Here is a 20,533-nt window from a genome sequence, read left to right as displayed (position 1 = left end):
ATATGACACAATTTACTTTGGTAATCGGCAATAAAAATTATTCATCTTGGTCGCTTCGTCCTTGGTTAGCGATGAAGCAATTTGGTTTGGAATTCAATGAGATTCGGATTCCTCTCTACAACAACCCAGATTTTTCATCGAAAATTCGGCAATATTCGTCATCAGGAAAAGTACCTGTGTTATTGCACGAAAAACAAACAGTGTGGGATTCTCTCGCTATTTGTGAATATTTAGCTGAAACTTTTCCAACCCTGCAATGGTGGCCAGAGGATAAGGCTGCAAGAGCATTAGCTCGTTCTATCAGTGCAGAAATGCACTCAGGATTTCAAAACTTGCGTCAGAATATGCCGATGAACTGCCGTACTAAATATCCTGGTAAAGGTTTAGAACCCGGCGTACAACAAGACATTGACCGTATTATTAGTATCTGGCAAGAATCACGCCAAAAGTTTGGGGCTGGTGGCAATTTTTTATTTGGCAATTTTACGATTGCCGATGCTTTCTTTGCTCCAGTTGTTCTGCGTTTTATCACATATAATGTGCAGTTAGATACTGTTTCTAGAAATTATGTGGAGTCAGTTTTAGAACTTCTAGCAATGCAAGAGTGGATAAATGCAGCAAAGAATGAGACAGAAGTTATTCCTCAATATGAATTTTAGGAAAATATTAGATGGCGAGAATAAAAAGGGTAGGAATATTTTAATTCGATATGCAAATAAAAAAGATATTCCTGCCATTATGGAATTGATTCATTTGAAAGCTGAATTTGATGGTTGTCCTGAATCTATAGAAGCAACTCCTCAAAAGCTAGAAATTGATTTATTTGGAGAAGCGCCTCTTGCTTTTGTTCTTTTGGCTGAGGTTGATGGCGATACTATTGGGTTGGCAACTTATCACTTTATCTATTCAACTTTTTTAGCAAAACCTGGAATTTGGCTGGATGATTTATATGTCAAAGCTGAATATCGAAGCCACCGAGTTGGTCAAGCACTCATGCTACACTTGCGCCAGATTGCCAAAGAAAAAAGTTGTGGCAGAATCGATTGGACTGTAGCTGTGTCTAACGAGCGTGGAATCAATTTTTATGAAAAAATAGGTGCAAAGATCATTAATAAAGTAAAATTATGCCGCTTAGACGGTCAGATGTTATAGTTGCGATCGCTCTCTTAAGCCACTCTGGTAAGCTTTAAGGTCTATCCAGGGAAATCGCCCGATCCATCCTGACATTGTTCAAGCTCTAGTGCTTATGGAGCATAGATTGTAGCTTTACAAACGTGCTATTCTTCTCTAACGACTGTTTAATAGCGTTAAGCTCTGACTTTTCACGTTATGTGGAAAAGTCCACCAAAAACCTAACCCCCTAACCCCCAACTCGTCGCGGGAAGGGGGAAAATTCAAAGTCTCTCTCCTAAAAGGAGAGAGATTTAGAGAGAGGTTTTCCAGATGCCGTGAAAAGTCAGCGTTAAGCTAGAATAAATCCATTTTAATATTAGTAATGCCTAATATTCAAGAACACGTAAACACTCTAGTTACGAAATTGGTTCCGGGTTATAGATTTTTTCGTTTACAAGAACTCACAATTGACAAAAATCATTCAATTCAAACAGAAATTAATAGTCAATCAATTAAAGTTCTCAGTTGGAATATTGCTAAACAAAACTATAATAATGCTTGGGTAGAAGATTTTTCCAAAATTATTGCAACTTATCAACCAAACCTTATATTTCTACAAGAGTTTTCTCTAAAGTTAGAGGCAAATGAATGGGGAAAATGGTTGAAAATGAATTGGAGTTTTGCTCCTAACTTCGTAGATATTCATCACCAAACTTATTCAGGAATATTTACAGCCTCGACAATCAGCCCAATTACCAAAAAAGTTATAGCTACTAAACATTATGAACCGATTGTTAAAACTCCTAAAATTTCTTTAATAACTGAGTATCTGCTACCTGAGCAAAGCATAACTCTGCTGACAATTAATACTCATCTGATCAATTTTGTAGATATAAATAAATTTAAAATCCAACTAAATGAATTAGAGCAAGCCTTATCTACACATCGGGGGCCACTAATATTTTCAGGAGATTTCAATACTTGGAGTCGAAAAAGAGCAGTTATTCTCAATCAAGTAACCACTCAATTAGGATTAACGCCTGTAATTTTCGCACCTGATGAGAAGGAGAAAATTAAACGCTTTTTGTTATCACCTCCTTTAGACCATATCTTTTATCGAGATATCAGTGTGAAGAAAGCCAGTCCTAAAGTGCTAGACCAAATTTGTTCATCCGATCATAAGCCATTGCTGGCAGAATTTACTTATACCAATACTCAAAAAAATTAAGATGCTTGTAGATGCTGGTGTTCTAGCGATTTTTAGCACAGCTACAGTTGTTGTTCATTGCGTGGGAGTTGCACATGCAGCCCATGCAGTGATGAATGTGCGTTCTTCTCAAGGGGCAATCGCCTGGAGCATTTCTCTAATTACCTTTCCCTGGCTAGCGATTCCATTGTATTGGATTTTAGGAAGAACTAAATTTCATGGATATGCTGAAACACTGCGCTCAGTCTATGCACAACACTACCAGCTTGTTCGTTCGACTTATAGCGAACTAATTAAATTTCAGGTTGCGCCACCAGATAATCTAGCCGAGTTGCAACCATTAGCGGAGGCTTTTACAGAAATTTCTTTCACATCAGGCAATGCTGCCGAATTACTAATTGATGGTCAGCAAACCTATGAAGCAATGCTGAAAAAGATTGCATCGGCGAAAAATTATATTTTATTCCAATTCTATACTGTTAACGATGACCAATCAGGTAATGAGTTTAAAGAAGCGTTAATTGCTAAAGCCAAGCAAGGAATAAGCATCTATTTTCTCTACGATGAAATTGGTTCTAAGAAATTATCTCGCCCTTATATCCAATCTCTACAACAGCATGGAATTGCAGTGAGTGCATTTAACACTACTAAAGGTCAGGGTAATCGGTTCCAATTTAATTTTCGCAATCATCGGAAAATTCTGGTGGTGGATGGAGAAATAGCATTTGTAGGTGGACTGAATATTGGTGACGAATATTTAGGAAAAAATCCTCGCTTGAGTCCCTGGCGCGACACCCACATGATGCTCGAAGGCCCAACTGTACAATGCCTACAAAGCTCTTTTGTGCGAGATTGGTATTGGGCAACTCGAAAACTTATCGAAGTTAACTGGCAGGTAAAAATTAATCAGGATAATCAAACTGTATTCATACTTCCTACAGGCCCCGCAGATCATTTCCCAGCTTGTAAGCTTTTTTTCGTCGAATTAATTAATCAAGCTCAAACTCATCTCTGGATTGCTAGTCCATACTTTGTGCCGGATGAGGCAACATTGTCAGCTTTAAAACTGGCAGCAATGCGAGGTGTGGATGTGCGAATTCTCTTACCAAATCGACCCGATCATTTATTTGTTTATTTATGTTCCTTCTCTTACTACACCGAAATGGAAAAAATCGGTATCAAGTTGTATCGTTACAAAAATGGGTTTATGCACCAGAAAATTATAGTCATTGATGAGAATTTAGCAGGGGTAGGAACCGTTAACTTAGATAATCGCTCTTTTTCCCTCAACTTTGAAGTTATGGGTTTTGTTACCGAGCCTCGGTTTGTCCAAAGTGTGAAAAAGATGTTAGAGGATGATTTAGCTGTCTGTGTTGCTGTCGATCTTAATGAGTACGATAAAAAACCTTTTTGGTTCAAGTTAGCTGTGAGAGTCTCTCGATTGCTGACTCCTTTACTTTAATCGCTAATATATGGATTAATAGAATAATCCATCAGGCAAAGTTAGAGTAATTTACTCAGTGGTGTTGCTAAACCGTCAAGGCTGACAAGATTTTTCTTCTGTTGATATTCTCTAACTCCTTCTTCGCCTTTTTTAGTAGCCCAGTTTACTAGAGTCTGTCGCTGACCTTGATATTCATAGAGTGGTACGCCAAAACCACAGGAAGTCTGGATTTTTTCAATGTCAGCGACGATAATTTGACGAGTTCCTGGTATCGGCAAAAATAGAGAATACAACGAGTCCCACTCTGGAGAACTCGGTAAAATGGTGGTTCCTTGACCGTAAAGACGCAAGATACACGCAGGTTCTTGAAAGGCACAAAACATGAAGGTTATCCGCCCATTTTCTTGCAAATGGGCTGATGTTTCGTTACCACTACCTGTGAGGTCTACATAACATACTCGGTTGGGAGACAAGATACGAAAACAGTCCTGACCTTTAGGAGACAGGTTAACATGACCCGTAGGACTCAAAGGTGCAGAGCCGACAAAGAAAAGGTGTTGGGCAGCAATAAAGTTTTGCAGTTCTTCAGTAATACAGTCAAATAATTTAGACATAGACTGTCTGATTTATATTTACAAATTGATCGTTTTCTCAGCCTATGTCTTAGCTAAAAATCTAGCAAGGTATAATTACCGATGTCTGGTTTATCCCAAAGGAATGGGGAGTTGGGAGAAAACTCTTACTGTCTCATATATCGACTAGCCATTTGGATGGCATCAGCGATATCGACATCACCATCACCATCAGCATCCAAAAAGGAATTTAGGACAGGATTGCCGCCAGCTTGGGGATTTTGAGCATTAGCACCTGATTGCAAAAACTTTAGCACCAGAGGTACTGCCAAAGGTAGCAATTGTTGAACGATACCAGCATCCAACCCAGTGCGCTGGGCAGCAACTTCAGCTACTTGCTGTTGGATCTGAGGAGAAAACAAGGAATTGACGGCTTGGGGGTTGGCAGAAGTACCAGCATATTGACTGACTAAATTTTGTGTGGCTTCATTACCATCTGTAGCTTGTTTGTCTTGTAAAGCAGAACGTACTTGACCACCTACAATTGACAAAACTGATTGGATGGTAGAAGGATTTGCGCCTGTGCGATCGCTCAACTGCTGTACAGTATTAACAATGCTTCCTATTTCACCTAAGCTGCCCTGTTGATTGGGATTAGCGACGGCACCAAGAATTTGATCGAAAAGTCCCATAAGTTTGCTTCTCTCTTTGTTCTCAAAAACTTGCCAAAACTGGCTTAAAGTTTTTTGTGTACACAGACTTTTGTAAGTCTAATAAAAGATTAGAACACGCTTGCCTCTAAATTTTAACAACTACTAGCTTAAGGATGAAAAGTCGATCGAGCGATCGCAAAACGCTCAACCGATCGCCCGATATTTGCTTTACGCTAATGCCGCTACTTTCTCTAGTAAGCCTTGAAACAACCTCAAGCCGTCACTACCCCCTAGCATTGCGTCTGATGCCCTTTCTGGGTGCGGCATCATTCCCAACACATTACCCCGACGATCGCAAATCCCGGCGATGTTGTTCAGTGAACCGTTGGGATTTTCGCCTTCATAGCGAAATATGACTTGCCCGTTATTTTCAATTTCTGCAAGAGTGGCTGCATCAGCGTAGAATCGCCCCTCTCCGTGGGCAATGGGCAAAGTGATAACTTCACCAGTTGTATAAGCTTGCGTCCATAGATTAGTACGCTCAACTTTCAAGGGGACGCGATCGCAAATAAAATGTAAATCCCGATTTCTGGTTAACACCCCTGGCAAAAGGCCAGCTTCAGTTAATACCTGAAAGCCGTTGCAAATACCGAGGACAAACTTACCCTTTTGGGCGTGTTCTACAACCTGCTGCATCACAGGTGAAAAACGCGCGATCGCACCACAGCGGAGATAATCCCCGTAACTAAAGCCACCAGGAATAATCACAACATCCAAATCAGCAATATCTGTTTCTTGATGCCAAACCATGCGCGTTGGTTGCCCCAGTAAATCTCTGATTACATAAGCAACATCGCGATCGCAATTAGAACCGGGAAAAACAACAACACCGAATTTAGTCATTTGTCATTTGTCATTTGTCATTGGGCATGGGGCATGGGGCATTGGGTATTGGAAAACTTTTTCCTAGTCCCCAGTTCCCAGTCCCCAGTCCCTAGTCCCTAAAATACTCCAGTTTGAGTTTCAACCTCAATTAATTCAAAGCGGTAATTTTCAATTACCGGATTTGATAGCATTTGGTCACAAATGGTATCAAGGTCTTGACGGGCTTTCTTCTCTTCAGTTGAGGTGATGGTGAGTTCAATGTACTTGCCAATCCGCACCTGGTCAACGTTATCGTATCCCAGTTGCTTAAGACCGGATTGTACTGCCACACCAGCGGGGTCTAAAACTGAAGGACGAAGGGTCACGAAAATTTTGGCTAGATACTTGGTTTGCACGGGCTTTTGCTGAATGCTGCGATCGCTATACTATAACTTTCTGTTCCAACTGAGTGAAAATAAGATTACGAAGCGGTTAAAGTTAATCGATCGATTAGCTCATCTAACAGCTTCAAACTACAGTGGCATACTTAAATAATTGTCTATGAGAGCTATACGCACCCGCAGTCAAGAGCGTATTTTCAACCTCCTGAAAAATATCAAAAAAGGCATTTCCGCCCAAGATATTTACGTAGAACTACGTAATACAAATCAGAGTATGGGTTTAGCAACAGTTTACCGTTCTCTAGAAGCCTTAAAACTAGAAGGTATAGTACAAGTGCGGAATTTGGCTAATGGTGAAGCCCTCTATAGCCTAGCACAACAAGATAAACACCACCTTACCTGCTTGCAATGTGGTGTCTCAATTGCGATTAATCAATGTCCAGTTCATGACTTAGAAAACCAGTTAGAATCAAGCCATAAATTTAAAGTTTTTTACCACACCCTAGAGTTTTTTGGGTTGTGCAGTCAATGCCAGGTGAATCAAAGTACTGGGATTAGTCAATAGTTATACCAATTTATGAGACGGATAAAGCGTGTTTTATTTCTGATTTCTGCTGTAATAAATGTTTTATTCAAATAAAACTCAACCAACTAAATACATCTGCAACTGTTAATTGCCAGTTTTCCAAAACACTCAAAACTGGTAAGATATCTTGCTGTTCTTTTAATTATGGTAATTTATTAGGTTCAAAAATCATGATTGACTCATCAGCAGAATCGAGTAACCAACCTAGCTTCGCTCCATTTTGAATAGAAAATGTAATTTTGCGGATCGCTCGGTTAGGCGATTGTTCTGGTGAAAGAATTTCGATTATCCAATCAGGGGGAATCTCAAATTTATTTGTAACTCTACCTTTTGCATCAAGGGAAATTTTTTGCCATTCAAACACAGCAATATCTGGTACTATTGAACGACCTTCAAATGTACAGCGTAATTCAGGAAAGGCATAAGCTAATTTTTGTAGTTTTGCAACTTGATTTATGGCAGAAGCTAATTCAATTTGTAAAGTACTGTGTTCTCCTTGTGGCATAGGCTTTTGGTATATTTGCCCGTTAAAATACTCGCTTGCTGGTTTTGTCTCCGGTAGTTTTAAGAACTCTTCTACACTTATTGCTGTGGTTGGCTGAATAGATAATGTCATAATTTACAAAGCATCAAAGCTTGATTATTTCATCCTGAAAAGTATGGGACAAGCGTTGCGTAGGCGTAGCCTGTAGTAGACATTAGATTCTTCTTACTAGTCATTGTAATTTTATCAAATAGTTTAGATGAAGTATGAGGTGAACCTAAAATGCGTTCACTATCTTTCATTGTATCTATTTTTTAGATATTACTAAATAAGATATAAAGTGGCTAAATCCAATTACAATAATGTAAACAGGAAATTTTATTTAATATTTAAGCTTAACAACAGGAGTAATGAAGTGTTGAGAATTAGCATTGAAGAAGCAGCTATCAATTTAAAATTTCTCTTGGAACGGGTAGCTAGGGGAGAAGAAGTAATTTTGCTGGAGCAAGATAAAGCTGTAGCTCGTTTAGTTCCTCTGCTACAAAAGGAACAACGGTTAGCAAATATGAAACAATTTCGAGATTCCCTGGCGATTGAGGGTGAGTCTTTGAGTGCAACCGTCATAAATGCGCGTACAGAGGAATGTCGTTGATTTATTTAGATACAAGCATTATTGCTCCTTTATATTGGACAGAAGCTTTAAGCGATGTAGTTGAACAGTTACTTATCAATGAAACTGAAGTTGGTTTGAGTCAATTGGTTGAGGTTGAACTGGTTTCTGCGCTATCGCGTCGAGTCAGAATGCGAGAAATATCTCAGCAGGATGCAACAGCTATTGTAGCGAGGTTCCAAGCAGATTTGGAAAGTGAATTTTATACTCAAATCGCGATGGAAACAGTTCACTATAATTTAGCCCGTGAGTGGATTAGTCGATTTGATACATCGTTGCGTACACTGGATGCTCTACATTTGGCGATCGCTTTTCAAAATAATATCCGATTGGTAACGGCTGATGAAGCTTTAGGAACAAGTGCTGAAGTTTTAGGAGTTGAGGTTTTGTTACTGCGGTAAATCAACTAAGTCGTCATCTGCCACATTTCCTACACAAGCGCGATACCGAACAGCCCATCGTAGACATCGTGTGAATTTGCTGTCAGGTATAGCCAAAAACTTATTCCCCATTTCTCACAATTATATTAATTCCACAATTACTAGAAATGTAATAGGCTAAAATTATTAAGCTCCATCTTCCATAGCGCCTAATGCTTTGAGAGTTGCTTTTTTAGATTCGGTTAAACCTGTAACGCCTGTAATGTTCATATCTTCGTAAGGTCTTTTGGTCTAAGGATTCGTATACAATTACCTGTGCTAGTGTTCCAAAGCATTATTGTGCCATCACAACTACAACTAGCAAGCATTTTACTATCCAGACTAAAAGCTATTGAACGAATCCAAAGAGAATGACCTTGTAAAATTTTCAGGCATTTACCGCTGTTTATATCCCAAAGTATTATAGTTTGGTCGTCTGCACCACTCGCTAGTGTTTTACCATCTGGACTAAAAGCAACTGCGGATACTGATTTGGTGTGACCTTGTAAAGTTTTCCATAATTCACCCGTGGATGGACACCATAACCCAACGCTTTCATTAAGAGTACCACTAGCTAAAAGTTTACCATCTGCACTAAAAGCTATTGAACGTGTCCAAGGGCCTCTTCCAATTTCTAATGTTTTAAGACATTGGCTTGTATAAATATTCCATAGCTTTATCTCTCCGCCAAAATTGCTAACAGCTAATGTCTCACCATCAGGGCCGAAAGCAACTGAGCGTATTGAGTGATTATCTTCAAAAACTTTCCAGCATTCTCCAAGTTTTATATCCCATAATCTTACACTTCCGTCACCACTACCACTAGCAAGTATCTGAGCTTTTGGGCAGAAAACGATTGATTGCACCCAATCACTGTGTCCCCGCAAAATGTTTAAGCATTCTCCTGTGCGGAAATTCCATAATCTGACTGTTGTATCAGCACTACCGCTAGCAAGTATTTCACCATCTTTATCAAGAGCAACTGATTGCACCCAATTGGTGTGACCTTGTAGAATTTTTACACATTTACCAGTGGCAACATCCCATAATTTTACTGTTGTCTCATCATCTGCACTAACAATCATCTCACCATTTAAGTTAAAAGCGACAGAGTTTATCCAAGTGCTGTGTCCCTGTAAAACTTTTTGGCATTCACCTGTAGCAACACTCCAAAATCTTAGTGTCTTGTCATAGCTACCGCTAACAAGAGTATCTCCATCTGGACTAAAGGCAATTGAACGTACTGAATTAAAGTGTCCCTTTAATGTTTTTAGACGTTTACCTGTTTTTACATCCCAAAATATGATATTTTCATCGCCGCTACTAGCAACTATGTTACTATCATGGCTAAAAGCAACTACTAATAATGAGAGATTATGCCCTTGTAAGGTTAATTTACATTCGCCTGTATTCACGTTCCATAATCTTACAGTTTCATCATAACTACCACTTGCAAGCATCTTGCTATCTGGACTAAAAGTAACTGATTTTACAGAATTATTATGTCCTTCTAAAGTTTTTAAGCATTGGCTAGTTTGAATATCCCATAATTTAATCGTGTAATCAGAACCACTACTAGCAAGCATCTCCCCATCTGGACTGAATGCAATTGAATATATTACATTAGTATGTCCTTGTAAAATCTGTAAGCATTCACCAGTTTGAATATCCCATAATTTCACTGTATGATCAGAACTGCCACTAGCAAGAATCTTACCTTTAGGACAAAAGGCAACTGAATGTACAGAACTATTGTGTCCTTGTAAAATTGTTAAGCATTTACCAGTGCGGCTATCCCATAGCCTGATTGTCCCATCATGACTACTACTAGCAAATTTATTACTATCATGACTAAAGTCAACTGAAAGTATTGCGCCAGTATATCCATTACAAGTTAAAATTTCTTCACCAGTAGCAACTTTCCAGATGCGAACAATGCCTTCACCATCACCAGTAGCTACAAATTGGCTATCAAAACTATACGCAACTGAGAAAATTGTACCAAATAATTTAGTAAAAATGCTGTCAACTAAATTTGCTTGTGCAAAATTAACATGACGCAAGCTAGCCTCACTAAAATCAGCACCTTTAACTACAGCACCGCTTAAGTCTCTTCCATCCAAAGCAAACTTATCAACCTTTAACAAAACTGTCGCTGCATTGCCGCCAACATAATCAACCTCATCCTCACTTTTCCCTCGCGTTCCCTCAATAATCTTAATTACCGACTCCTTAGCCTTAATATCAACCATTCCCACCAACAAATCCATCACCGCTTTCGTCAAAGGTGCTTGACCAAAAGTCCCCCTCAATTTCTCCAACGATTCACTTACAAATCCCTTTAATGCCGCAGATGGCAAAATCTTCCCAGCCGCATCTACCTGACGAATAAAATAAGAAGACCAACTATAATCAACAGGTGCAGCATGATGATTTATCTGAAAGCGTACCCGTGCTAACTCAGTACAATCGCTAGATAACGCTCCCAACTCTGCCGCAAATTTATACGCTACAAAAAACTCTAACAGCGATCGATGTGCTGGAGTATAATCACCATCAGCATTGCGGATGAGCATTGTTTGCCCCATCATGTCATAATGCCAGTGGTCTAAATCCTTTTCTTCTTGCACCACTGAACCAAATAACCGCCGAATTCTGTCAGGGAAAAGCCGATAATTGAGGCTCATTTCGTCTGTAGACAGCATTTCCCAAGAAAGTTCGCACAAAAAGTATAACTTTTCTGCCAAAGAAGTAAAAGTGCGATCGCTCTTAATATCCCGTTCCATTTTCCGCCGCACTGCGTACAAGTAAACCCGCGACATATCCACAGGTTTACCCGCCTCAATATCTGGCAAAGCTTCCAAAATTAACTCTGTCATCACTGGACGACGGGCTAAATCCAATAATTGCGGATTTCCCATTACTTGCTCAACCGTTGCAGCTAGCGTTTGGTGCGACAACACCAGTCGAATTTGCTCGTCGTTAAATTTCTCTAGTTCCAGCACTTCAAATTGCGGTGTTTCCCCCGTTAACTGCTTGGTAGAAGCTTGCAACTCGGCATTGAGTAAAGCGCGTCCTTCCTTAGCATCGGGAAAATGTTCGGTGCGACAAGTCAAGACAACCTTAGCACCGGGAACCACTACTTTCGCCAGTTCCCAAAAGTTATTAATCATCTGCTGACGGTCAACTTTTGCTGCCATTTCGTCAAAACCATCGAAAATTAGCAGCAATTTACCCATACCGTTCAACTGTTCAAATACTTCGCTAGTTAAACGAATATTGTGTTGTGTAAAAAAGAACCCCGCTAAAACGTTCTCAACATTTATCGCTTTGGCAAAATCTCGTAGCGTAATTACCAAAGGTAAACGGGGACGCTCAACACCGCGTTTTTGGGCATCTCGGTAACGTTGCAATGCCACCCAAGCATAATGAAACGCAAACCAAGTTTTCCCCGTACCAAATTCTCCTAGTATAGAAATATGCTCTTTGGCGGGATCGTCCAACCACATATCAATGTAACCATCAATCCAACCATCGCGATCGCTATAGTGACTGATGCCGATACGCTGTTTAGTATCGGGGTCAATTTCTTCTTTCGTACAAGCTAAAGGAACGTATTTTGTATCTATTTGCCGCCGGATGATTTCTGCTTCCAACCAATCGAGATAATCGCTAAAATCAGCATCTTGGTCAATGAGTTCGTCAAAAGTGTAACAACCTAAGTGGCGATTTTCCTCCTTTTCCACCTCATTTCGCGCCGCGCGTGCAATCCGTCTGGCTGTAACTAACCAACCTTCATCAGTTCTCTGCTGCTCCACAGAGGAACGCAAAACAGCGACATCCTTAAGTCCAACTTCCCCCTCAATTCCCCGAATCAGGATGCGGTCATATCGGTTACGCCGGGTTGGCACATTGATAATCCACTCAAAATATGAATCACCCCAAACTTCATACTTTTCAAAGCGGTAGCCCAAAGTTTCAAACCAGCCGCGCATTTGTTGAGCTAAAGCTATAGCTCGACATTTATTTTCAGTAGATGTTTCGGCCTCTAGCAGTGCAAAGGAATTTTGTGCAGCCAACCGCGCTATTTCTGTCCGAATACCTTCCAGCGTCGGCAACCTGTCAAGTACTTCTTGGATATTTGCAATGCGTTTTTGCAAAGAGCCAATTTGTTGACTCATTAATGTATCTGCTGGGTTGCGAGTGCGTTTAGCAACTTCTGCAAAAACAATATAAAATGCGGCAATTTCCCTTCTAACGTCAGTTCCCAAACTTCTAATGTCATCACCCAACGCATAAGCATTAAGCCAAGCATCAACCTCAGAAAGCAAAATTGAGGGGTTGTTATGGTCAAATGCTTTACGGAAAGCCTGTTTTATTGCTTCTTGGCGAAAAAGTTCTAAAAAAGGCTTAGGTTTTCCAACACCGTACTCTACCAGTGTGTATGCATAAACCCCACTAAAATCTGCTGGTGGATGCTCTGGATCGAGGTTAAACTGCTGAAGTAATTTAATTACAGTCTCATTGCGCTGAATTTTTTCCTTTATTAAAGGATTTGCGATCGCAATAATAGCGTTGATAACCTGTTCTGGGTTAATTATCATTTGTCATTTGTCATTTGTCATTTGTCATTGGGAATGGGGCATGGGGCATTGGGCATTAATTATTCTTTCTCTCCGTACCTCCACTGTCTCCTCTGCTCCCCTGCTTCCCATTTCCCATTCTTAACTAGAGCGGTTATTTTCTAATCCTGGGATTTGTTTAGAAAACAAATCGCTAGAGTTAACCTGACCATCTGAAACGACGGAGCGTATACCCTCTAAGGCAGCGGGAATGGAACGCGGATCTATAAAAATCACTTTACTGCTATCGCTTTTACCAATTGTCGCGCCCATATCGAGATAGCCCAAGGCAAACAGAACTTCCACTGCTTTATTGGCATTGGGATTATTGTGGAGCTTTTGGGCAATAATTTCTGATGACTCTGCGATCGCTTGGGCTTTCAAAACTTGTTGCTGACGTTCTGCTTGAGCCTTCAAAACGATCGCCTTTTGTTCGGCTTCCGCTTGCAAAATTACCGATTTTTGACGAGCTTCCGCATCCAAGATTTGCGCGTCAGCTTTACCTCTGGCGCTATTGACAGCAGCTTCGCGATCGCCTTCAGAAGTTAAAATTGCTGCCCGTTTGCGTCGTTCTGCTGACATTTGCAATTCCATCGATTCTCGTACTGCTTGAGACGGAATAATATCTCGCAGTTCTACCCGTGTCACTTTCACACCCCAAGGATCGGTCGCAACATCCAAATCTTGTAATAAAAGCTCACTGATGTGGGAACGAGCAGTAAAAGTTTGATCCAACTCCAGTTGTCCCATTTCGGCGCGAATTTGAGTCAGCACCATATTTATCATTGCCGCTTGGAGATTTTCTACCTTGTACCAGGCTTTTTCCATATCCACAATGCGCCAATAAAACACTGCATCTACCTCAATACCAACGTTGTCACGGGTAATGCACTGTTGAGGAGGAATATCTAAGACTTTTTCTTTGATAGTTTCTCGATAGACAATTCTATCTACAAAAGGAACAACAAAGTTTAGTCCTGGTTCTAGTTTTTTGTTATAGCTACCCAATCTTTCCACCAAAGCTTCATTGCCCTGATTGACGACTTTCACAGAACCCGCTACAGCAGAACCACCAAGAGCTAAAAATACTAGTAAAAAAAACTGTTCCATTGTGAATCTCCTAATTTTTAATAAACAGAGTGCGGAGTGGAGGAGATGAGTGAGCCGAGGAAATAAAGTAAGAAGAACTCTTGAATTTTGACAAATGACAAATGACAAGTGACAAATGACAAAATACTCAAGAATTCAACAGATTTTCCGGTACAACAATCAAAGTAGTACCTTCCCTCCTAACCACATAAACTCTTTGATGGGGTGGTATGGTAAATTTGTCATCGTCACATTTTGCTTGCCAAGAATTTCCCTCATACCGTACCCGCCCTGTTTTTCCAGGCAGAATTTCTGTTAAGGTTTCAGCTATGACTGCATCCCGAATTTTTGATTTGCGTTGTCTTGGTTGCAAAAACCGACGAGAAAGCACGATTAGGGCTATGGAAAGCAACAGCCAAACTACAATTTGCAACCATACACTTCCCATACCCACTCCAGACAGCAGCGCCACCACAAAAGCGCTAATTCCCATCATCAAAGCGACAAACGCCGACGGTAAGAACAGTTCCATTAAACACAGAACTGCTCCTGCCAGAAGCCAGATTAAGGTAAAACTTGGCATAGCGCCATCCTAAACTCTACATTGACGTAAATGCATTTCTACGATTAGATACAGCCAGATATAAGTTATTTACAGAAAACAAAACTGAGTATTTCTACCAATAATTTTGTAATTTTGATTAATTTCAGTAACAAGGTGTAGCTAACGGTACACAAGTCCAGTTTATTCTAGCCTTCAATTCATTGCCAGCTAAAGTTAATCGAAGTTTATGTATAAATAAGAATTCTGACTCCTGACTCTTGTTTTATGATTTCCACTCAATTGATAATTTTTTGTATAAATCCACGCTGTAATAGCCCCATTAATCCTATGGGAGATAACGTTTGTGCCAGTTGCCAAACTCCTTTAGTTCACCGCTATCTTTGGGCGACTGGCTCATTGGCTGCTTACATCCCACCAGGCACAAAGGTAGCAGACAGGTATGAGGTAATTAAACAACAGATTTGGCTGGATACTCAACCGGGACTGCCGCCAGATGTACCTGAAGAATTGCCAACGGCAGTAATTCCTTATTTACGGTTATATCAAGAGCGGTTGCATCTGCCCCAGGCTTATGGGTTTGCTAGTAATCTTGAAGAAGATACAACTGATATCCTCTTATTAGAAAATGCGCCGATAGATAAGACAGGAAATATCTATCCAACTATTGTTGAGGCTTGGGAGGAAGCCACGGCAGTACGACAAGTTTATTGGCTGTGGCAAATTCTCCAACTTTGGACACCTCTAGCAGAATTGGGACTTAGCCGCAGTTTACTAGTAATAGACAACTTGAGAGTCGAAGGTTGGTGTGTGCGACTGTTGGAACTCTACCAAACACCAGCTGATGAGAAGTTGAGTTTACAAAATCTGGGGGAATGTTGGCAGTTTTGGGTAGTTTCTGCGAAGGCATCAGTAGCTAAAGCGTTACAGGACATTGTCCAAGAGATGTGTGAAACTGAGATTGAGTTAGAGGAAATTAGTATTCAACTCAATAATTTACTACTAGCAGCTGCGGCAGAATTGCCATTAGTCTTGAAGGTGGCAGGTTCTACAGATATTGGCCCAATGATGGCGCAAAATGAAGATGCTTGCTATCCCAATAGTTTGAGTGATTTAGATGAACCTTTATTGCGCCACTTGTCGATTGTGTGCGATGGCATTGGTGGGCACGAAGGCGGTGAGGTTGCAAGTCAGTTGGCAGTGCAGTCTGTAAAGTTGCAAATTCGCGCTTTACTAACTGAGGTGACAGAACAAACTGCACTTTTTTCACCTGAGTTGTTGCAGGAACAATTAGAAGCAAGCTTACGGGTGGTAAATAATGTAATTTGTGCCCGCAATAACGAACAAAAACGCCAGGGCAAAGAACGCATGGCTACAACTATTGTGATGGCGTTGCAAGTTCCACAACGAATCCAGACAAGTACTGGGTGGCAATCAAATAATACCCATGAGCTTTACTTGGCTAATGTTGGCGATAGCCGGGCCTATTGGATTACTCGCAATTATTGCCAGCTACTAACTATAGATGATGATGTGGCAACGCGAGAAGTACGCCTTGCTAAAAGTTTGTATCGAAAGGCACTCTTCAGACCAGATGCGAGTGCTTTAACTCAAGCATTGGGGACAAGAAATTCAGAATCTTTGCGTCTCAATGTTCAGCGATTTATTCTGGAAGAAGATGGCATTTTGCTACTGTGTTCTGATGGTTTAAGCGATCGCAACTGGGTAGAACAATCTTGGCAGGATTATGCAATACCCGTGTTAACAGGGCAAATGACAGTTGAAGATGCTGTCTGCAACTGGATTAACTTAGCAAACGAAAAAAATGGGCATGATAATACATCGGTTGTTATGACCTATTGCCGTGTCTCTCCAGAATACTTAGTACCCGTGACTCCGGCGTTGCCAGAAGAGATTATAGAAACAGAAATACAAGAAGAAGAACTAGAGAAATTAGAAGAACTAGAAGAACCAGAAGAACTAGAGGAATTAGAAGAACCAACTTCTTTTACAGAAAGTTCCCAAGCTTTGCTAGATTTGGATCTAAATTCGGATCTAGATTTGGATCTTTCAGAAGAACCACCTCTCAACCCAGAAATTCCACCAACTTTAATTACAAAACCGAAGTGGCGTAAACCTTTGGTAATGCTGGGGGGAGTGTCGGCGTTGCTTGTAGGGGGTACAAGTCTGGGATTATTTGCTTGGTGGCAAATTAATCCTCAAGGATTACAGCAGATGTGTCGGCAACTTCCCCAAGAAGTGCAGTCAGTGTGTCCGAGTGGGAAATAGATTATACCGAAATATTCTAATGTTGATGAGAAATATTGCAGTATTGATAAGGAATATTCTAATGTTTGCCAGGAATATTGCAATGTCTGCCAGGAATATTCTAATGTTTGCCAGGAATATTCTAATGTTGATGAGAAATATTGCAATGTTTGCCAGGAATATTGCAATCTTGACAAGAACTACTTGTATATTCACAGTGATGGAAAAGAAAGTGGCGATCGCTAGTCAGTAATCATTGACTTTTTACATAAAATATGATATAAACGATTGCTATCAAGAAAAATCATATATAAACGTGAATATCTCTCCATTTATCAAAAAACCGCGTGTCTCATGGCAAGCGGTTTTCTCACTGCTGATATTTGTGTTCATGTACCTGCCCATACTGGTACTTGGCTTTTATAGCTTCAATAAGTCACCTTACAGTGCAACTTGGCAAGGATTCACTCTCGATTGGTATCGCAAGTTGTTCAGTGACGATCGCATTTTATCGGCTTTGCAAAACAGTATGATAGTTGCGGGTTGTGCCGTGGCAATTTCCGCAGTGCTGGGAACCTTGATGGCGGTTGGGTTGGCGCGTTACGAATTTCCTGGTAAAAAATTGTATCTGGGTATTGCTTACCTACCATTGATTATTCCCGATATTGCGATCGCAGTGGCTACTTTAGTATGTCTAGCAGCCTTTGCAGTACCTTTGAGTTTGTGGACGATAGTTGCAGCCCATGTAGTGTTTTGTCTAGCCTACGTTGGACTTGTGGTTGCTTCCCGACTGACTAATTTAGACCCCCACTTAGAAGAAGCAGCACTAGATTTAGGTGCGACACCAACCCAAGCTTTCATCAAAGTATTGTTACCTCAATTAATGCCTGGGATTGTCGCTGGTTGTCTGTTGGCTTTTGTTCTTAGCTTAGATGACTTTCTGATTGCTAGTTTTACTGCTGGTAGCGGTTCTAACACCCTGCCAATGGAAATTTTTAGCCGCATTAGAACCGGAGTTAAACCTGATATTAATGCTCTCAGTGTAATGTTAATTTTAGTATCTGCGATCGTTGCCTTTGTAGCTGAATTAATTCGCGCTTCTGGAGAGAATAAAACTTTCAAATAAGACTCGTTATTGCCAATAAAAATTATGAGTAATTTGGTTCTTTATGAACTTTTTTGGATAGCGAACAACAGCTATATTAAAATATCCGGTGAGTTATGCTTACCATAACGCACAAATATCAGTGTCATTCGGAATTTTAAATCTCCTAAGAGGTTGTTTTAAAAGTAGTTGACTGTGATTTTAATCACATTTTACTCCCCTTAATCCCCCCCTTATAAAGGCAGGAAAAAATAAATCTATTTCCCTCCCCTTTCCAAATACCGTGTATACACAAGTCAAATTACCCCCCTTAATCCCCTCTTATAAAGGGGGGAAAAAAGAAAAATCCGGTTCCCTCCCCTTTGCAAGGGGAGGGTTAGGGTGGGGTAAACAAATACTTTATACACCACTACAAACTTTTCAAACATCCTCTAATGTAACTCTCTTAAATTTTGAATTTTGAATTTTGAATTTTGAATTTTAAATTGTATTCATCCTTATGCCCTCGTGCCAAACATAGTTTTAAACACATGAATAAACTTCCGTGTTCGCTTCTCTACATAACTGTTTTCAATTAGATAATATTGGGGCTAACTTTGGAGAAGATGCTATTTCCCCCTCATTATGCAAATCTGCCAAAATCCCAATTGCTCAAATCCATTCAACTCTGATAGCAATAGATTTTGCGTGAGTTGCGGACAAAGCAACTTTGGCAAACTTCTCAGAAACCGTTACTGCGTATTAAGACTCTTAGGTGAAGGTGGATTTAGTAGAACGTATTCTACAGAAGATGTAGACAGACTAAACGCCCCTTGCGTCATCAAGCAATTTTTCCCCCAGTTCCAGGGAACAGGACAACGCACTAAAGCCGCAGAATTTTTCAAAGAAGAGGCTTTTCGGTTGTATGAATTGGGAGAAAATCATACCCAAATTCCCAGATTACTAGCTTATTTTGAACAAGGTACTAGCTTGTATCTTGTACAAGAATTTATTCAAGGAAAAACTCTCTTACAAGAAGTTCAACAGCAAATTTATGGCGAACAACAAATTTGGGAACTTTTAGCTGATTTATTGCCAGTTCTAGAATTTATTCATACCCATAACGTCATTCATCGCGATATCAAACCAGAAAATATTATTCGCCGTGCAAGTGATGAAAAACCTGTCTTAATTGACTTTGGTGGTGCTAAACAGGTAACACAAACCAGTATCGGAAGACAAGCTACGGTAATTTATACCCTTGGCTATGCCCCAACAGAACAAATGGCTGGATTTGCTTGCCACGGCAGTGATTTGTATGCTTTGGGTGTAACTTGTGTGCGTCTTTTAACTCAATGTTTGCCCTTGCAGGATGCTTCTGGACAGATTAATGACCCTATTTATGATGCCATGAATGCTAAATGGTTGTGGCGCGAACATTTACAGAAAAAAGGTATTACTATCAGCGACGAATTAGGAAAAATTTTAGATAAATTACTCAAACATCTACCGAGTGAAAGGTATCAAACAGCAGTTGAAGTCATCAACGATGTCAAGTTTGCCACATCGAACATTGAACCTGTTGCCTTAAAAATTGTTTCGATGCCTCAACCTATATTATCGCCGCTACCACAAAAAGTAATCGTCCCATTACCGCCATTAGAAACCTTTGAATTTGATGTAGTGACAGTAGACACAGGTGGTAGAGAAGTAAACCGCATGAACTGTAATGCCAACTTCTTTGCTGAAGAATTAGGTAAGTCTGTCACATTAGAAATGGTATCGATTCCTGGTGGTACTTACATGATGGGTTCACCAGAATTTGAAGGAGATGCTGACGAACGTCCACGACATCAAGTTACCGTTGAACCACTTTTTATGGGGAAATTTCCTGTAACTCAAGCACAGTGGAGAGTAGTAGCAGCTTTACCCAAAGTCAAACAAGCTTTAAATCCCCATCCATCGAAATTCAAAGGTCTAGATAGACCAGTGGAAAATGTATCTTGGTATGAAGCTGTAGAATTCTGTCTCAGGCTATCAGAAAAAACTGGACGCGACTATCGTTTACCGAGTGAAGCTGAATGGGAATATGCTTGTCGGGCTGGAACTACAACGTCTTTCCACTTTGGCGAAACCATTACCTCTGAGTTAGTCAGCTGCACAATGGAACCAAAAAGCAAATTCCGTAAAGAAACAACAAACGTCGGTAGTTTTGAAGTCGCCAACGCCTTTGGATTGTACGATATGCACGGGCTAGTTTGGGAATGGTGTGCTGATTCGTGGCATAACAATTATAACGACGCACCCTTAGATGGAACAGCTTGGGAAGTTGGCGGCGATATAAATCGCCGGGTGCTACGCGGTGGTTCTTGGAGTTTCAGTCCAGAACTGTGTCGCAGTGCTAGCCGTAGCTGGAATGAGTCAGACGGTGGACTGAGGGTTTGTGGCTTTAGAGTAGTATTTTCTGTAGAGGAGATTATTTAGTAATTTAATAC

The 20,533-nt window shown here is 40.4% G+C and carries 16 protein-coding genes and 2 pseudogenes; 10 read left to right on the top strand and 8 right to left on the bottom strand.

All coding sequences use genetic code 11. From position 1 onward, the window contains the following. Positions 1-2: 2 nt before the first annotated feature. From RMY64_RS15530 to cls, 4 genes are all read left to right on the top strand, one after another. A complete protein-coding gene (locus RMY64_RS15530; RefSeq protein WP_322700533.1) occupies positions 3-659 on the top strand; it encodes a glutathione S-transferase family protein in 657 nt (218 codons plus the stop codon). Then, positions 649-1,152: a GNAT family N-acetyltransferase gene (locus RMY64_RS15525; protein WP_322700532.1), complete on the top strand. Its 504-nt coding sequence runs from the start codon at positions 649-651 to the stop codon at positions 1,150-1,152. Before RMY64_RS15530 ends, RMY64_RS15525 begins: the two co-directional genes overlap by 11 nt. A gap of 343 nt (positions 1,153-1,495) precedes the next feature. Continuing rightward, complete coding sequence (locus RMY64_RS15520) at positions 1,496-2,341, top strand: endonuclease/exonuclease/phosphatase family protein (protein ID WP_322685508.1); 846 nt, start codon at positions 1,496-1,498, stop codon at positions 2,339-2,341. 1 nt (position 2,342) lies between these two features. Beyond that, a complete protein-coding gene (cls, locus tag RMY64_RS15515; protein ID WP_322671890.1) occupies positions 2,343-3,782 on the top strand; it encodes a cardiolipin synthase in 1,440 nt (479 codons plus the stop codon). Between the two features lie 41 nt (positions 3,783-3,823). Here cls and RMY64_RS15510 read toward each other — a convergent pair whose 3' ends face one another. From RMY64_RS15510 to purS, 4 genes are all read right to left on the bottom strand, one after another. Further along, entirely contained in the window at positions 3,824-4,378 is a 555-nt protein-coding gene (locus RMY64_RS15510; RefSeq protein ID WP_322671889.1) for a pyridoxamine 5'-phosphate oxidase family protein, read from the bottom strand. A gap of 125 nt (positions 4,379-4,503) precedes the next feature. Next, entirely contained in the window at positions 4,504-5,028 is a 525-nt protein-coding gene (locus RMY64_RS15505) for a DUF937 domain-containing protein (RefSeq protein ID WP_322671888.1), read from the bottom strand. A gap of 189 nt (positions 5,029-5,217) precedes the next feature. Further along, positions 5,218-5,892 carry a phosphoribosylformylglycinamidine synthase subunit PurQ gene (gene purQ / locus RMY64_RS15500; RefSeq protein ID WP_322671887.1) on the bottom strand — a complete coding sequence of 225 codons (675 nt, stop codon included), beginning with the start codon at positions 5,890-5,892 and terminating at the stop codon, positions 5,218-5,220. 98 nt (positions 5,893-5,990) lie between these two features. After that, positions 5,991-6,269 (bottom strand): phosphoribosylformylglycinamidine synthase subunit PurS, encoded by a 279-nt coding sequence (gene purS, locus RMY64_RS15495; RefSeq protein WP_292747447.1) that lies wholly within the window; start codon positions 6,267-6,269, stop codon positions 5,991-5,993. Positions 6,270-6,414: 145 nt separating this feature from the next. On the opposite strand from purS, the gene RMY64_RS15490 reads away from it, so the two are divergent. Further along, positions 6,415-6,819, top strand: a complete 405-nt coding sequence (locus RMY64_RS15490; protein ID WP_322671886.1) for a Fur family transcriptional regulator — start codon at positions 6,415-6,417, stop codon at positions 6,817-6,819. Between the two features lie 67 nt (positions 6,820-6,886). On the opposite strand, the pseudogene RMY64_RS15485 reads toward RMY64_RS15490, so the two are convergent. Then, positions 6,887-7,456 (bottom strand): annotated as a pseudogene (locus RMY64_RS15485) (Uma2 family endonuclease). 283 nt (positions 7,457-7,739) lie between these two features. Here RMY64_RS15485 and RMY64_RS15480 point away from each other — a divergent pair. Then, positions 7,740-7,976, top strand: coding sequence for a hypothetical protein (locus RMY64_RS15480; protein WP_322700531.1), 237 nt, complete (start codon positions 7,740-7,742; stop codon positions 7,974-7,976). Then, entirely contained in the window at positions 7,967-8,395 is a 429-nt protein-coding gene (locus RMY64_RS15475) for a type II toxin-antitoxin system VapC family toxin (protein WP_322700530.1), read from the top strand. The genes RMY64_RS15480 and RMY64_RS15475 overlap by 10 nt, the downstream gene beginning before the upstream one ends. A 165-nt stretch (positions 8,396-8,560) precedes the next feature. Here RMY64_RS15475 and RMY64_RS15470 read toward each other — a convergent pair. The 3 genes and pseudogenes from RMY64_RS15470 to RMY64_RS15460 form a co-directional block, all read right to left on the bottom strand. Continuing rightward, positions 8,561-13,017, bottom strand: a pseudogene (locus RMY64_RS15470) (NACHT and WD40 repeat domain-containing protein). A 120-nt stretch (positions 13,018-13,137) separates the two neighbouring features. Continuing rightward, the gene (locus RMY64_RS15465) at positions 13,138-14,145 is read right to left on the bottom strand and encodes an SPFH domain-containing protein (protein ID WP_322700529.1); all 1,008 of its coding nucleotides are present in this window, start codon (positions 14,143-14,145) and stop codon (positions 13,138-13,140) included. A 127-nt stretch (positions 14,146-14,272) separates the two neighbouring features. After that, complete coding sequence (locus RMY64_RS15460) at positions 14,273-14,707, bottom strand: NfeD family protein (protein ID WP_322700528.1); 435 nt, start codon at positions 14,705-14,707, stop codon at positions 14,273-14,275. 246 nt (positions 14,708-14,953) lie between these two features. Here RMY64_RS15460 and RMY64_RS15455 point away from each other — a divergent pair, with 246 nt between their 5' ends. The 3 genes from RMY64_RS15455 (at position 14,954) to RMY64_RS15445 (ending at position 20,522) form a co-directional block, all read left to right on the top strand. Continuing rightward, on the top strand, positions 14,954-16,975 hold the full coding sequence (locus RMY64_RS15455) for a protein phosphatase 2C domain-containing protein (protein WP_322700527.1): 2,022 nt from the start codon (positions 14,954-14,956) through the stop codon (positions 16,973-16,975). A gap of 295 nt (positions 16,976-17,270) precedes the next feature. After that, complete coding sequence (locus RMY64_RS15450) at positions 17,271-18,080, top strand: ABC transporter permease (protein ID WP_322671879.1); 810 nt, start codon at positions 17,271-17,273, stop codon at positions 18,078-18,080. Positions 18,081-18,683: 603 nt separating this feature from the next. After that, positions 18,684-20,522 carry a bifunctional serine/threonine-protein kinase/formylglycine-generating enzyme family protein gene (locus RMY64_RS15445; RefSeq protein ID WP_322700526.1) on the top strand — a complete coding sequence of 613 codons (1,839 nt, stop codon included), beginning with the start codon at positions 18,684-18,686 and terminating at the stop codon, positions 20,520-20,522. The last annotated feature ends 11 nt before the right edge of the window (positions 20,523-20,533 follow it).

The sequence above is a fragment of the Nostoc sp. DedQUE08 genome (assembly GCF_034530895.1).
Taxonomy (GTDB): Bacteria; Cyanobacteriota; Cyanobacteriia; order Cyanobacteriales; family Nostocaceae; genus Nostoc.
Note: the sequence above shows the minus strand (reverse complement) of the source record. Positions and strands in the feature narration are given on the sequence as shown.

Bases quoted from the DNA above. Each gene is read 5' to 3' on its own strand.
- RMY64_RS15530 (WP_322700533.1), top strand. From the start codon at position 3: ATGACACAATTTACTTTGGTAATCGGCAATAAAAATTATTCATCTTGG.
- RMY64_RS15525 (WP_322700532.1), top strand. From the start codon at position 649: ATGAATTTTAGGAAAATATTAGATGGCGAGAATAAAAAGGGTAGGAAT.
- RMY64_RS15520 (WP_322685508.1), top strand. From the start codon at position 1,496: ATGCCTAATATTCAAGAACACGTAAACACTCTAGTTACGAAATTGGTT.
- cls (WP_322671890.1), top strand. From the start codon at position 2,343: ATGCTTGTAGATGCTGGTGTTCTAGCGATTTTTAGCACAGCTACAGTT.
- RMY64_RS15510 (WP_322671889.1), bottom strand. From the start codon at position 4,378: ATGTCTAAATTATTTGACTGTATTACTGAAGAACTGCAAAACTTTATT.
- RMY64_RS15505 (WP_322671888.1), bottom strand. From the start codon at position 5,028: ATGGGACTTTTCGATCAAATTCTTGGTGCCGTCGCTAATCCCAATCAA.
- purQ (WP_322671887.1), bottom strand. From the start codon at position 5,892: ATGACTAAATTCGGTGTTGTTGTTTTTCCCGGTTCTAATTGCGATCGC.
- RMY64_RS15490 (WP_322671886.1), top strand. From the start codon at position 6,415: ATGAGAGCTATACGCACCCGCAGTCAAGAGCGTATTTTCAACCTCCTG.
- RMY64_RS15475 (WP_322700530.1), top strand. From the start codon at position 7,967: ATGTCGTTGATTTATTTAGATACAAGCATTATTGCTCCTTTATATTGG.
- RMY64_RS15465 (WP_322700529.1), bottom strand. From the start codon at position 14,145: ATGGAACAGTTTTTTTTACTAGTATTTTTAGCTCTTGGTGGTTCTGCT.
- RMY64_RS15460 (WP_322700528.1), bottom strand. From the start codon at position 14,707: ATGCCAAGTTTTACCTTAATCTGGCTTCTGGCAGGAGCAGTTCTGTGT.
- RMY64_RS15455 (WP_322700527.1), top strand. From the start codon at position 14,954: ATGATTTCCACTCAATTGATAATTTTTTGTATAAATCCACGCTGTAAT.
- RMY64_RS15445 (WP_322700526.1), top strand. From the start codon at position 18,684: ATGCAAATCTGCCAAAATCCCAATTGCTCAAATCCATTCAACTCTGAT.